Raw genomic sequence first — 14,022 nt, 5'->3', positions numbered from 1 at the left:
CCCTCGGGAACTCACGTCCGCGAAGGAGTACCCACCCGTTCCGCACCGCCAGTCGTCACCCCGACGGCTTCACCCGAACGGGGACGGCCCTCGGTCAGCCCCAGCTGATCAGCCGCTTGGGCTGTTCGAGGATCGCCGCGGTGTCCGCGAGCAGCTTGGAGCCGAGCTCCCCGTCGATCATGCGGTGGTCGAAGGACAGCGCCAGCGTGGTGACCTGGCGCGGGACGACCTTGCCCTTGTGCACCCAGGGCATCGCCCGGACCTGGCCGAAGGCCAGGATGGCGGCCTCGCCCGGGTTGAGGATCGGGGTGCCCGAGTCGACGCCGAAGACGCCGACGTTGGTGATGGTGACCGTGCCGCCCTGCATGTCGGCCGGGGCGGTCCTGCCCTCCCGGGCGGTGGCGATCAGCGAGGTCATCGCCGCCGCCAGCTCGGCCAGCGACTTGGCGCCCGCGTCCTTGATGTTGGGCACCAGCAGGCCGCGCGGGGTGGCCGCGGCGATGCCGAGGTTGACCCGGCGGTGCACCACGATCTCCTGGGCGGCCTCGTCCCAGCTGGAATTGGCCTCCGGGTGCCGGTGGATCGCGGCCAGCAGCGCCTTGGCGACCAGCAGCAGCGGGCTGACCCGTACGCCCTCGCCCAGCTCGCCGGTCTCCTTGAGCCGGGCCACCAGCTTCATGGTGCGGGTGACGTCGACCTGGACCCACTCGGTGACGTGCGGGGCGGTGAACGCGGAGGCCACCATGGCCTGCGCGGTCATCTTCCGCACGCCCTTGACCGGGATCCGCAGGTCGCCTTCGGCGGACAGCGCGGCGGCGGCAACGGCCTCGGCGGCGGCGACCGGCTCGGCCAGGGCCGCCGGGGCGGCGGGCGCGGCCGGGGCGGCGACGCTGGCGTGCAGGTCCTCCCGGGTGACCGTGCCGTGCGGGCCGGTCGGGGTGACCGTGGCGAGGTCGATGCCCAGGTCCTTGGCCAGCTTCCGCACCGGCGGCTTGGCCAGCGGCCTGGCGGCCTCCGCGGCGGCCGGGGACGCCGCGGGGGCGGCCGAAGCAGCCGGGGCGGCCACCGGCCCACGGGCCCCGCCCGCCGGGCCGTAGGGCAGCCCCGCGGGTGCCCCGGACCCGGCCGGGGTAGCGGCGGGGGCGGCCACGGCGACGGCGCCCGGCCCGGCTGCCGTGAGCGACGGGGACGCCGCGGGCGGCGGGGTGACCGCGACCTTCCTCGGGCGGCGCTTGGCCGAGCCGCTGCGCGGGCCGTAACCGACCAGCACCTCGCGGCGCTCGGGCTCGGCCTCACCCGCGGCGGCGCCGGCCGCCGGGGCCACCTCCTCCGGCTCGGCCGCACCCGCGCCGCCGGACACGGCCACACTGATGATCACCTGGCCGACGTCCACCGTCGTCCCGGCGTCGAAGAACAGCTCGCGGACCACCCCGTCGAACGGGATCGGCAGCTCCACCGCCGCCTTCGCGGTCTCGACCTCGCAGACCACCTGCCCGTCCTCGACCGTGTCCCCCGGCTGGACGTACCAGGTGAGGATCTCGGCCTCGGTCAGGCCCTCGCCCACGTCGGGCATCTTGAACTGACGCACAGTCTCCACTGCGGTACTCATGACGTCTCCTCACACCCTCAGAAGGCCAGGGCGCGGTCGACAGCGTCGAGCACCCGGTCGAGATCCGGCAGGAAGGCGTCCTCGACCCGCGACGGCGGGTAGGGGGCGAAGTAGCCGCCGACGCGCAGCACCGGCGCCTCCAGCGAGTAGAAGCAGCGCTCGGTGATCCGCGCCGCCAGTTCCGCGCCCATGCCCAGGAAGACCGGGGCCTCGTGCACCACCACGGCGCGGCCGGTCCGCTTGACCGACTGCTCCAGGGTGTCGAAGTCGACCGGGGACAGCGACCGCAGGTCCACCACCTCCAGGTTCAGCCCGTCCTCGGCGGCGGCCTCGGCGGCCTCCAGGCAGACCTTGACCATCGGGCCGTACGCGATCAGCGTCAGGTCCCGGCCGGGGCGGGCGATCCTGGCCTGGTGCAGGCCGAGCTCGGGGGCCGCGTCCGGGTCCAGCAGGGCCTTGTCCCAGTAGCGCCGCTTGGGCTCCAGGAAGACCACCGGGTCGTCCGAGGCGACCGCCTGGCGCAGCATCGTGTAGGCGTCGACCGGGTTGGACGGCGCCACCACCTTCAGCCCGGCGGTGTGCGCGAAGTAGGCCTCGTGCGACTCGCTGTGGTGCTCCACCGCGCCGATACCGCCGGCGAACGGGATCCGGATGGTGATCGGCAGCTTGACGTGGCCCAGCGCACGGGCGTGCATCTTGGCCAGCTGGGTGACGATCTGGTCGAACGCCGGGTAGACGAACCCGTCGAACTGGATCTCCAGCACCGGCCGGTAGCCGCGCAGGGCCAGTCCGATCGCGGTGCCGACGATGCCGGACTCGGCCAGCGGGGTGTCGATCACCCGGGCCTCGCCGAAGTCCTTGTGCAGCCCGTCGGTGACCCGGAAGACGCCGCCCAGACGGCCCACGTCCTCGCCCATCACCAGGGTCTTCGGGTCCTCGTCCAGCGAGCGCCGGAGCGCCTCGTTGAGCGCCTGCACCATGGTGCTGGGGCGGTCAAAAGCATGTTCGGCGGCCATCAGCCCTCGTCCCCGTCCTCGTCGAACCCGTCCGCGTCACCCGTGGCGAACGAGGCGGCGTAGGCGAGGTAGCCCGCCTGCTCCTCGGCCACCAGGGCGTGGTCCTCGGCGTACACATGGTCGAAGATCGACGAGGGGTCCGGGTCGGGCATGGTCCGCACGCCCTCGCGGATCCGCCGCGCCAGCTGCTCGCTCTCGGCCTCCAGCGCGTCGAAGAACTCGCCGTCCGCCCAGCCCTCGCGGACCAGGTGCGCCTTCAGCCGCTCCAGCGGGTCCTTGAGCTTCCAGGACTCCAGCTCCTCCGCGATCCGGTAGCGGGAAGGGTCGTCCGAGGTGGTGTGCGCGCCCATCCGGTAGGTGAACGCCTCGATCAGCACCGGGCCCTCCCCGTTGCGGGCCCGGTCCAGGGCCCACCGGGTGACCGCCAGGCAGGCCAGCACGTCGTTGCCGTCCACCCGGACGCCCGGGAAGCCGAAGCCCGAGGCGCGCTGGTAGAGCGGCACCCGGGTCTGCTTCTCGGTCGGCTCGGAGATCGCCCACTGGTTGTTCTGGCAGAAGAACACCACTGGGGCCTGGTAGACCGAGGCGAAGGTGAAGGCCTCGGCCACGTCGCCCTGGCTGGAGGCGCCGTCACCGAAGTACGCGATCACCGCGTCGTCCGCGCCGTCCTTGGTGATGCCCATGGCGTAGCCGGTCGCGTGCAGCGTCTGCGAGCCGATCACGATCGTGTAGAGGTGGAAGTTCTTCTCGTTGGGGTCCCAGCCGCCGTGGTTCACCCCCCGGAACATCCCCAGCAGGTTCAGCGGGTCCACGCCCTTGCACCAGGCCACACCGTGCTCGCGGTAGGTCGGGAAGGCGTAGTCACCGGGGCGCATCGCCCGCCCGGACCCCACCTGGGCCGCCTCCTGGCCCAGCAGCGAGGCCCACAGGCCCAGCTCGCCCTGGCGCTGCAGCGAGGTCGCCTCCGCGTCGAAGCGCCGGACCAGGACCAGGTCGCGGTAGATGGAGCGGAGCTCCTCCGGCGTCGTCTCCAGGGAGTAGTCCGGGTGCTCGACCCGCTCTCCCTCGGGGGTGAGCAGTTGCACCAGTTCCGGGGCAGCTGTAGGTGCCCCCGCCGCGCTTGTGACGGTCACGTTCACTCCTCGGTCTGTCCGGGCTCCGGGATTGCCGGCCACCGGTCCGGTCGCCGATCCTCACTCGTAGCGCGGGGTGTGCGCGTCATGCGGATCGGCGGTGGATGTGCCCTGATCCTGCAGGAGAACGTTACCCAGCGGAAGGGCTTACCGCTTCTGTCGTAGGACGTCCACGTACCCATAGCTGCCATAAAACGGGATATTCACGGACAATCTGCCGCGTCCGCGGGGCTTCCGCGTGCCAATCTTGATCCATGGTGCAGAGCGGACACATCAGAGTATTTCTCCTCGACGACCATGAGGTCGTCCGTCGCGGGGTGCACGAGCTGCTGTCCCTGGAACCGGACATCGAGGTGGTCGGCGAGGCCGGGACGGTCGCCGAAGCGCTCGCCCGGATCCCCGCCGTCCGACCCGATGTGGCCGTCCTTGATGTACGCCTGCCGGACGGAAGCGGGGTGGAGGTCTGCCGGGAGGTCCGCTCGAACGACCCCGCGCTGCGCTGCCTGATGCTCACCTCCTACTCGGACGACGAGGCGCTGTTCGACGCGATCATGGCTGGTGCGTCCGGCTATGTGCTCAAGGCCATCCGGGGGACGGACCTGGTCTCCGCGGTCCGCGACGTCGCCGCGGGGAAGTCGCTGCTCGACCCGGCCGCGACCGGACGGGTGCTGGCCCGGCTGCGCGACGGCGGCGGCCGGGAGGAGGACGAGCGGCTGTCGGGACTGACCCCGCAGGAGCGGAAGATCCTCGACCTGATCGGCGAGGGGATGACCAACCGCCAGATCGGCGGCGAACTGCACCTCGCCGAGAAGACCGTGAAGAACTACGTCTCCAGCCTGCTCGCCAAGCTCGGCATGGAGCGGCGCACCCAGGCCGCCGCCTATGTGGCCCGGATGCACGCCGAGGATCGCTGAGTCAAGCGATCCGGGAACACCCCTGAAACACCAGTACCATCAGCCCCATGACGCAGAGTCAGCTGCCGGTCGAGCGGCGGGTGCGCGGAATCCCGGTCGCCGGAGTGCTGGAGCGCTACCCGCTGGCCGACCCCTTCGACGCGCTCCACGTCGAACCGGTCAGCCAGGGCCTGCTGAACCGGGGCCTGCGGCTGACCGGCCCGCACGGCAGCTGGTTCCTCAAGCAGTACCTGGACGACGTCGGCCACGCCTCGGGCTCGGCCATAGCCGCCCAGCACCGGGTCATCGCCGCACTGCGCGAGCACGGCCTGCCGACCACCCCGCCGCTGGCCGCCCGGGACGGCCGCAGCTCGGTGCTGCTGCGCGGACGGCGCTACGCGCTGTTCCCCTGGGTCGAGGGGGCGCACCGGACCGGCCGCTCGCTGGACCACGCCCAGTGCGCCGACCTGGGCGCCCTGCTGGGACGGATCCACAGCGTCCTGGCCGCGCTGCACCCGCCGGTCGAGCAGCCCGCCGCGGTGCCCAGCGCGGATCCGGACGACACCGAGCGCACCATCGCCGACCTGCTGGAACGCTCCCGCAGACGGGATCCGCAGCAGCCCTTCGACACCCTGGCCCGGCAGCGGCTGCGGGAGCGCCGGACCCTGCTCGCCGCGCACCGGCACCGCCGTCCCGGGCCCGCCGACGCACCGCCGACCGGCTGGGTGCACGGCGACTTCCACCCGCTGAACCTGCTCTACCGGGGCGCCGCCCCGGTCGCGGTGCTGGACTGGGACCGGCTCGGGCTGAAGCCGCGCGCCGAGGAGGCGGTCCGGGCCGCCACGCTGTTCTTCCACCACCCGGAGACCGGGGTGCTCGACCTGACCCGGCTGCGGCACTACGCCCGCGGCTACCGGGAGGCCTCCGGCAGCAGCCCGGAGGAGCTCGCCGCCGGGGTGCACCGGGTCTGGTGGGAGCGGCTGAACGACTTCTGGATGCTCCGCTGGCGCTACCAGCGCCGGGACGAGCGGGCCGACCCGCTGTTCCCGGCCGCGGCGGCGCAGACGGTCTGGTGGTGCGCGGAGTACGGGCGGGTGCTCGACGCCTGCGTCGACTGAGCACCCGCCCGTCGGAGCCGACGGGGCGTCAGGTGCCCGGCTGGCCGCCGGTGTCGCCGGGGGCGCTGGCCGTGGCGCTCGCGGTCGGCGTGGCGGTCGCGGTCGGCGTCGGGGTCGCGGTCGGCGTCGGGGTCTCGGTGGGGGTCGGCGTCGCGGTCGGCGTCGGCGTGGGGGTCGGTGTGGGGCTGAAGCTCGGCGTCGGCGACTGCGTGGTCGGCGTGGGCGTCGGCGACTCCGTGGTCGGGGTCGGCGTCGGCTGGTCCGTGGTCAGCGTCGGCGCCGGGGCGCTGCTGGTCACCGGCGGGGGCGTGGTGGTCCCGTGCTGCCCGCGCAGGGCCAGGGTCACCCCGACCGTGATCGCCGCGATGGCCACCAGCACCGCGATCACCGCGAAGACCGCCCGCCGCCCGCCGGGCCGCTCGTCGTCGGTCCGGTCGTACTGGTCGTTCGGGTCGTCGTAGCGGGGCGGGACTGCGCTGCCCGGGTTGGGCGGCATCACCTGGGTGCCCATCGGCGGGGTGACCGCCGGGGTGAGCACGGTCGGCGCGGCCATCGCCGCCGCCGCGGCGGCGCTGGGCAGCAGCTCGGTCGGGCCGGTCGCCTGGTGCATGGTCCGCAGCGCGTGCTGCAGGTGCGCCCGGAACTCGTCGGCGCTCTGGAACCGGTCGTCCGGGTCCTTCGCCAGCGAGCGCAGCACCAGCGGGTCAAGACCGGCCGGCACCCGCGAGTTGGCCTGCGACGGCGGCACCGGCGGGTCCTGGACGTGCTGGTAGACCACCGAGAGCGGGGTGTCGCCGGTGAACGGCGGACGCAGCGTCAGCAGCTCGTAGAGCATGCAGCCGGTGGCGTAGAGGTCGGAGCGGTGGTCCACCGCCTTGCCCAGCGCCTGCTCGGGGGAGAGGTACTGCGGGGTGCCCATCACCATGCCGGTCTGGGTCATCGTGCTGGACGCGCCGGTCAGCGCGCGGGCGATGCCGAAGTCCATCACCTTGACCGCACCGGTGCTGGTGATGATGACGTTGGCCGGCTTGATGTCGCGGTGCACGATGCCGTGCCGGTGGCTGTAGGCCAGCGCCTCCAGGATCCCGGCGGTGATGATCAGCGCCTGGTCCACCGGCGGCGGCTCGTCGCCCTGCAGCAGTTCCCGGACGGTGTGGCCCTCGACCAGCTCCATCACGATGTAGGGGACGGTCTCCCCGGCGTGCGCCTCCTCGCCGGTGTCGTAGACCGCGACCACGGCGTGGTGGTTCAGCGAGGCCACCGAGTGCGCCTCGCGGGTGAACCGGACCCGCGCGGTGCCGTCCTCGGCCAGCTCGGGCCGGAGCACCTTGATTGCGACGGTGCGGCCGAGCCGGACGTCGCGGGCGGCGAAGACCTCGGCCATGCCGCCGCGGCCGAGCCGCCCGGTCAGGCGGTAGCGGCCCTCGCCGAACACCGCCAAGCCGCTGGTGGAGACCACGGCAGGCTCGAACGGGGGCTCCTCCGGGCCCTGGTGGCCGCCCTGGTACGGCGTCGCGCCGGTACCGTACGCCCCGCCGTCCGGCGTCCCGCCGACAGAGGGCCGGGCGACGGTGGGGTTCCCGTCCGCCGGGGTGACGTCCCCGGCGCCGAACCCCGCGCCGTTCCCGCCGTCGGCATGCTCGTTGTCTGCCATTACTCTCCGCCGTCGGTCCTTCGCCTGTGCGCCGCTCCCCGGTCCTGCCCGGGTCCGGACGTGTACCCGCTCTCACCCGGTCGATTACCGACCCGCGTGCGGGAGGGTGCGGCCCAGCAGGTGCACGCTACCGGTTTCGCGGCGGTGATGTGCCGGTCGATCATCACGCCGGGTAGCCGTGACGACCGGTCAGCGCAGTCCGGTGGCAACCGGACCGGCGCCGGCCGAGCCGTTGTAACTGCTGTTGTCCTTGTTCGCCTGGTTCTCCACCACCAGCACCAGGATCAGGATGCCCAGCACCACCAGGCCGACCACCACGCCGATGATCGCCGCCGCCGTCCCGCAGCCCTTGTTGGGCCGCGCGCCGGGCCCGGCCTGCGCCGGGACGTAGGGGCGCGGCGGGGTCGGCCGCGGCGGCGGGGTGGGCCGCGGCGGCACCGGCGCGGGCCGGGGCGTCGGCCGCGGGGTGGGCCGGGGCGGCGGGGTCGGCGCGCCGGTCCTGACCGGCTGGTACGGACGCGGTCCCGGCGGCGGGGTCCCCGGGCGGCGCGGCTGGAACGCCTGCGGCCCCGGCGGCGGCGTCCCCACCGGCTGGTACGGGCGCGGCGTCTGCGGTACTCCAGGCCCCGGCACCCCCGGGCGCTGCTGCTGCGGGTACGGCTGCTGGTAGGGACCCGGCTGCTGCTGCGGCGGCATCGTCCCCAACTGCCCCTGCGCCTGCGGGAACACCGCGTTGGCGCCAGAACCTCCCACCCGCCACCCGCCGCCGCCCTCGACCCGCGGTCCGCCGCCGATGATCAGCGGGGTGTTGGCGCCGGTGCCGCCGGTTCCGGCCAGCCGCTCGCACTCCTCGCGCATCTCGTCCGCGGTCTGGAACCGGTGCGCCGGGTCCTTCCGCAGCGCGCGGGCCACCAGCGCGTCCACCGCCGGGGGAACGGCCGCGTTCAGCGTGGACGGCGCCGGGGGCGTCTCCTGGACGTGCTGGTAGGCCATGCCGAGGGCCGAGTCGGACTCGAACGGCAGCCGCCCGGTAAGCAGTTCGAACAGCAGGCAGCCGACCGAGTAGAGGTCGGAGCGGGCGTCCACCGACTTCCCGAGCGCCTGCTCAGGGGAGAGGTACTGCGGGGTGCCGACGACCATCCCGGTCTGCGTCATCGAGGTGACGCCGGACTGCATCGCCCGCGCGATGCCGAAGTCCATCACCTTGACCACGCCGCGCCGGGTCAGCATCACGTTGGCCGGCTTGATGTCGCGGTGCACCAGGCCCTGTTCGTGCGAGGCGGACAGCGCGGCCAGCACATCGGCAGTGATCTTCAGCGCCTTGTCGGTCGGCATCGCCCCGTGCGCGGCGATGTCCTCGCGCAGCACCGAGCTGAGCGAACCGCCCTCGACGTACTCCATCACGATGAAGGGGACGTGCACGCCGTCGCCGTCGACGTCCTCGCCGCTGTCGTACACGGCGACGATGTTGGTGTGGTTCAGCCGCGCCACGGCCTGCGCCTCACGGCGGAAGCGCTCGCGGAACGAGGGCTCCCTGCTCATGTCGCCGAGCATGCTCTTGACCGCCACCGGGCGGTCCAGCACCGTGTCGTCGGCGAGGTGGACCGTCGCCATGCCGCCCTGCCCGAGCAGATCGCGCAGCAGGTAGCGGCCGTGCCCGACCGTCTGCCCCGTTCCCCCGCCGTCCTGCCCGGTCGCGCCCTGCTCAGTCATCAGATCTCTTCTCCCCCACGGCCACGGCACACCGAAGCGCACACCGGCGCCGCCTGTCGGTGAGCCTTACGGTGAGCCATCAGGAGCTAGGCTAGCGGGCCACACGGACGGGTGTCCCCGCACACCCGTTCCGATCCCGCTCTGTGACCGCCGCACCGCTGGTGGCGGAGCCTCAGGGGTTCAGAGGTACGGCCCGGAGCGGATGTCGTGGCCGTCGTCCGGCTCGTCCGGCCCCGCGCCGCCGGAACCGGGCGGCAGCGCCCGCCGCATCTGCTCCAACTGGGCCCTGGCCGCCATCTGCTGGGCGAACAGCGCGGTCTGGATACCGTGGAACAGGCCCTCCAGCCAGCCCACCAACTGGGCCTGGGCGATCCGCAGTTCGGCCTCGCTGGGGATGGTCTCCTCGGTGAACGGGAGCGAGAGCCGCTCCAGCTCCTCCACCAGCTCGGGCGCGAGCCCGGCCTCCAGCTCCTTGACCGAGCTGGCGTGGATCTCCTTGAGGCGGACCCGGCTGGCCTCGTCCAGCGGCGCCTGGCGGACCTCCTCCAGCAGCTGCTTGATCATGCTGCCGATCCGCATCACCTTCGCGGGCTGCTCGACCATCTCGGTGATCGGGAGCTCACGGGGCTCGCCGTCGCCCCCCTGTCCGCCTTCGCCCAGCGAGGAGCGCCGGGCGCCACCGGGCAGGCCCCCGACGGGCATCCCGTCGGGACCGACGATCAGGACCTGGGGGCCTTCTTCGGGCCGCGCGTTCGGGCTGTTCATGGTCGTCATTCTGCCCCAAGCGAGGGAATTCGGAGCGCCACCCCGGAGAACAGCTGTGCGCCGCGCGCCGCGGTGTCCGCCGTCCGGCCCTAGGGGCGGCGCAGCCGCCAGCCGTAGAGGGCGGCGCCGCTGCCGATCAGCGCCAGGCCGACCCCCAGCGGCAGCAGCCGCTGCTTCTGCTCCCAGCGCGCCGCCTGCGACTGCGTCCCGCCCCCAGGCCCGGCCCCGCCTCCCGCCCCGGCCAACGGCAGCGGCGCGGCCTTCGACCCGGGCCTCGGCCCGGCCAGCGCCTGCGGCCCGAGCGGTGGCGGTCCGTCACCGACCGGCAGCCAGTCCTGGTTCTGGGACTGCCAGGGCGCGGACCCGCTGCCCGACCCGCCCCCCGCCGACCCGGCCACCGGCGCGGCGGCCGGCCCGCTGGAGGAGCCCGCCGCGGGCGTGGGGTAGAGCTGGTCGAGCACGGGTATCGGCAGGTCGGACACGGACACCGGCGGGGTGGTGGGCGCGCCCGAGGGGCTGCGGTCGGGGGCCGGGCTCGCCGCGGCGCTGCTGTCCGCGGGGGCCGGGGACGAGGGCGCGGGCGTCGGGTCCGCAGGTGACGCCGGGTCCGCGGGCGACACCGGGTCGCCCGACGACGCGGCCGACGGCGGCCCGCTCGACGGGTCCGCCGCGGACGGCTGTTCGGACGGCTGTCCGCTCGGCAGCACCAGCCGCAGCACCCCGCCGTCCGGCAGGTGCACCAGCAACCCGCCGTTCCCGTAAGGGGACCACTTCGCCACCGGCGCGGCCTGCGCCGGACCGGCCGCTTCGAGGACCAGGCCGGTCCCGAGCGGGATCACCGGGCCCAGCAGAAGCAGCACCGCCGCCGCACCCCGAGGAGTCCTGGCCACGCCCGCCCGCCTCCAGACCGCTGCGGACACCGCCCCCCGGGGGATGGTCGACCGGTCAGCTCTTGACAACAGCTACCCGATTGACCCTCCCATATCATATTAATTCCGGCATTCTGACGACCCCTCTTTTGGCTCACTGGGCTTGCTATGCTCCGGCTGCCCCGGGGGGCAGCAGCAGAATCAGAGGGGGAAAAGGCCAAATGCCAGCAATTGCCATATCCAGGTCCAGGCACAGACGGGCGTGGGGGATACTCACCCTGCTCGTCGCCGTCCTGGCCGCGCTCATCGGCCCGACCGGCGCCGCCTACGCGGCCACGTCCCGGCCCGCGGGAGCCGCGGCGAAGCCGAGCCCGGCGCACAGCTCGTCCACCACCGGGTCCGCGAGCGCGTCCGCCGCGGCGAAGCCGAAGGCCGCCGCGAAGCCGGTCACCAAGCCGGTTGCTCCGGTCAAGCCGAAGGTCCCCGCCGCGCCCGAGGCGGGCACGGCCACCACCCTCCGCGCCGCCGCGGTCCGCAGCGCCATCGCGCACAGCGACGTGCCGAGCACCTGCTCCGGCGCCGTCGTGGCGGACACGGTCTACCCCTGCACCGCGCCCGCGGGCACCGACAGCTACACGCTGACCCTGCCCGACCCGGCGGACCTGCTCCTGGTGCGGGCCGAGACGACCGACGGCTCCCAGCTGCCGATCACCGTCACCGCGCCCGACAGCAGCCAGGTCAGCTGCCAGCAGCCCTACTGGTTCCAGGTCCCGCAGTGCGCGACCACCCAGGCCGGCGGCTACACCGTGCAGGTCCAGGACAACGGCAGCGCCTTCACCCTGGACTACACCGCGCTGCTGTCCGACACCTCCTGCGCCGCCGCCGACCCCTCGTTCAGCACGCCGGAGATCCACGGCTCCGTCGCCGCGGGCGCCACCGGCAACTGCTACACGCTGGCCATGGCCTCCGGCGACGTGCTGCACGTCGGCCTGTCCTCCGACCCGTACCAGGAGACGTCCGTCGTCGTCTACGACGCGACCGGCGCCCAGGTCTGCGTCGACAACCTGGGGAACTGCACCCTCACCGGCACCGCCCCCTACCGGGTGCTGGCCACCGACCAGTACGGGCGGGCGGCAAGCTACGACCTGCTGCTGAACAGCATCACCCGGCCGCAGGGGTGCCTGACGGTGGCTCAGCAGACCTATGGCACCGTGCCGGACGCCGGCTCCACCGTGGGCTGCCGGACCCTGACCGTGACCACCGCCGGGCAGTACCAGGTGTACGCGGCGACCGCGGGCTTCGGCGGCGTCACCGGCTCGCTGTACCACCCGGACGGCACGGCGGCCTGCACCAACTCCGGCCCCACCTGCCAACTGGACCCGGGCGCCTACGACTACGTGGCGACCCTGTACCCGCCGGACCTGCTGCCGTTCGGCGTGGTCTTCATCGCGGCGGACGAGAGCCGCGGCTGCACCGCCACGGGTGACACCGACTTCGCCACCGGCCCCGCGAAGGGCCACTTCGGCGGGATCGGCGAGGAGGTCTGCCTGACCCTGCCGACCGCCTCCGGGAAGTCCGACTACGTCTTCGACCAGCCGACCGCCGACGGCAGCAGCCCGTCCGTGAAGGTCCTGGACGCGACCGGGACCCAGCAGTGCGCCGACATCGACGTCATGACGGAGGTCTGCCCGCTCGCCGGGACTGCTCCGTTCCACGCGGTCCTGTCGGCCCAGGCCGCCGTCGCCGACTACCAGCTGCTGGTGCAGCGCACCGACTCCTCGGCCGGCTGCGCGGTCTGGCCGCAGTCCGGGTTCGGCGGATCACCGGGAGCACAGGTCCCGCTCACCCCCAGCTCCAACGTCAAGTGCCTGAGCATCCCCGCGAACCAGCACTCCACCGGGGAGATGATCGACTACACGAACGACGCCAACAAGGTCAACGGGAACATCACCGTCAACGACGCGACCGGCACCCAGGTCTGCACCGGCGCCAGCAGCACCGTCTGCTCCTACACCGCCGGCGTCGCCTACACCGCCCTGGTGCAGGGCGTCGAACTGAACGGCCCGGACACCTACCGGATCGTGCGGCGCGACGTGTCGAAGACGGCGAGCTGCTCCGCCCCGGCCTCGACGACGGTGGGCGGCCCCTCCACGAACGTCGCGCTGACCTCGTCGCTGAGCGCGGCGTGCGTGCGGATCACAGCGGCGGCCACCGACAAGATCTGGACCACCGCCAGGGCGAACGTCCCGGCACCGGCCGGGACGGTGGTCGAGGTCACCGACGCCACCGGGCACATCGTCTGCTACCGGCAGGGGGTCGCCTGCCGGCTCACCGGATCGACCTCGTACCAGGTGATCGTCATCGCCAGCAACTACGCCGGGATCGCCATCCCGGCCCGGGTGGACACCTGGCGCGTGGGCACCGCCGCGGGCTGGGCCTCCCAGTGCACGGCGCACCAGCTGTCCGCGAACGGCTTCGGCCCGCAGACCGGCTCGCTGACCGACACCACCACCGCCTACTGCGCGGTGGTCCCGATGCCGCCCCAGGAGATGCTCGGCTTCGGCATCGTCGAACCGACGGGCACCGGCGCGCCGGCGCTGAACATGTACGACAGCGCCGACTGGACCAGCCAGCTCGGGCTCTGCCCCTACGGCGGAGGATCGCACTTCACGGTCGAGTGCAAGACGCCGTCCAGCAGCACGGACCAGGCGGTCATGCTGGTCACGCCGGGGGCGTCGCCGACGCCGGTCACCTACACCGTGCAGGGGGTGTGCGAGAACAACTGCGCCACTCCCCCGGTGATCCCGGACATCACCTCGGTCACCCCGGCCTCCGGCCCGGCCGGGACGGTGAACCAGGTGGTCGTGCACGGAAAGGGCCTGAACCTCGGCACCGGACTGATCCTCGCCAGCGACGGTAGCCGGGTGTCCTCCGGGGTGGCCGAGTCCGCCTCCGCCGACGGCGCCTCGATCACCGTTCCGCTGAACACCTACGGGCTCGCGCCCGGCCACTACGACCTGGCCCTGGACACGGTCGGCTACACCTCCGGAGTCCCCTCGCAGGGGTACCTGCCCAACGCCTATACGGTCACCGCGGCCGCCCCGGCCAAGCCGGACAGCCGCTTCGTTCCGGTCGGCCCGTCGCGGATCCTGGACACCCGGTCCGGGCTGGGTGCGGCCAAGGCCCGGGTCGGCGCACGCAAGACCGTCAAACTCACCGTCGCGGGCGTGGCCGGAGTGCCCAGCAGCGGGG

At 73.4% G+C, this 14,022-nt stretch carries 11 protein-coding genes; 3 read left to right on the top strand and 8 right to left on the bottom strand.

Annotated elements, in window-relative coordinates:
- Positions 1–94: 94 nt before the first annotated feature.
- Genes ACEZDE_RS13630 through pdhA form a run of 3 tightly spaced genes read right to left on the bottom strand, consistent with a single transcriptional unit; the run spans position 95 to position 3,764 of the window.
- A complete protein-coding gene (locus ACEZDE_RS13630) occupies positions 95–1,609 on the bottom strand; it encodes a dihydrolipoamide acetyltransferase family protein (RefSeq protein WP_380535982.1) in 1,515 nt (504 codons plus the stop codon).
- 17 nt (positions 1,610–1,626) lie between these two features.
- Positions 1,627–2,625 carry an alpha-ketoacid dehydrogenase subunit beta gene (locus ACEZDE_RS13625; RefSeq protein WP_380535981.1) on the bottom strand — a complete coding sequence of 333 codons (999 nt, stop codon included), beginning with the start codon at positions 2,623–2,625 and terminating at the stop codon, positions 1,627–1,629.
- Positions 2,625–3,764 (bottom strand): pyruvate dehydrogenase (acetyl-transferring) E1 component subunit alpha, encoded by a 1,140-nt coding sequence (gene pdhA, locus ACEZDE_RS13620; protein ID WP_380535979.1) that lies wholly within the window; start codon positions 3,762–3,764, stop codon positions 2,625–2,627. The genes ACEZDE_RS13625 and pdhA overlap by 1 nt, the downstream gene beginning before the upstream one ends.
- A gap of 248 nt (positions 3,765–4,012) precedes the next feature.
- Here pdhA and ACEZDE_RS13615 point away from each other — a divergent pair, with 248 nt between their 5' ends.
- Both ACEZDE_RS13615 and ACEZDE_RS13610 read left to right on the top strand, forming a co-directional pair.
- A complete protein-coding gene (locus ACEZDE_RS13615) occupies positions 4,013–4,672 on the top strand; it encodes a response regulator (protein ID WP_380535977.1) in 660 nt (219 codons plus the stop codon).
- Positions 4,673–4,719: 47 nt separating this feature from the next.
- On the top strand, positions 4,720–5,769 hold the full coding sequence (locus ACEZDE_RS13610; protein WP_380535976.1) for a phosphotransferase enzyme family protein: 1,050 nt from the start codon (positions 4,720–4,722) through the stop codon (positions 5,767–5,769).
- Positions 5,770–5,797: 28 nt separating this feature from the next.
- On the opposite strand, the gene ACEZDE_RS13605 is transcribed toward ACEZDE_RS13610, so the two are convergent.
- From ACEZDE_RS13605 to ACEZDE_RS13585, 5 genes are all read right to left on the bottom strand, one after another.
- Positions 5,798–7,423: a protein kinase domain-containing protein gene (locus tag ACEZDE_RS13605; RefSeq protein ID WP_380535974.1), complete on the bottom strand. Its 1,626-nt coding sequence runs from the start codon at positions 7,421–7,423 to the stop codon at positions 5,798–5,800.
- 189 nt (positions 7,424–7,612) lie between these two features.
- Complete coding sequence (locus ACEZDE_RS13600) at positions 7,613–9,136, bottom strand: protein kinase domain-containing protein (RefSeq protein ID WP_380535972.1); 1,524 nt, start codon at positions 9,134–9,136, stop codon at positions 7,613–7,615.
- Positions 9,137–9,316: 180 nt separating this feature from the next.
- Positions 9,317–9,901 carry a bacterial proteasome activator family protein gene (locus ACEZDE_RS13595; protein WP_380535971.1) on the bottom strand — a complete coding sequence of 195 codons (585 nt, stop codon included), beginning with the start codon at positions 9,899–9,901 and terminating at the stop codon, positions 9,317–9,319.
- 89 nt (positions 9,902–9,990) lie between these two features.
- Positions 9,991–10,791, bottom strand: a complete 801-nt coding sequence (locus ACEZDE_RS13590) for a hypothetical protein (protein ID WP_380535970.1) — start codon at positions 10,789–10,791, stop codon at positions 9,991–9,993.
- Between the two features lie 304 nt (positions 10,792–11,095).
- Positions 11,096–11,365 carry a hypothetical protein gene (locus ACEZDE_RS13585; protein ID WP_380535968.1) on the bottom strand — a complete coding sequence of 90 codons (270 nt, stop codon included), beginning with the start codon at positions 11,363–11,365 and terminating at the stop codon, positions 11,096–11,098.
- Between ACEZDE_RS13585 and ACEZDE_RS13580 the strand changes: the two genes are divergently transcribed.
- The coding region (locus ACEZDE_RS13580) for a hypothetical protein (protein WP_380535966.1) at positions 11,355–14,022 on the top strand (2,668 nt) is incomplete at its 3' end. The genes ACEZDE_RS13585 and ACEZDE_RS13580 overlap by 11 nt on opposite strands.

Source organism: Streptacidiphilus cavernicola, from assembly GCF_042510955.1.
Lineage (GTDB): Bacteria > Actinomycetota > Actinomycetes > Streptomycetales > Streptomycetaceae > Streptacidiphilus > Streptacidiphilus cavernicola.
The sequence above is the reverse complement of the archived record's forward strand: the minus strand, read 5'-3'. Positions and strand labels throughout refer to the sequence as shown.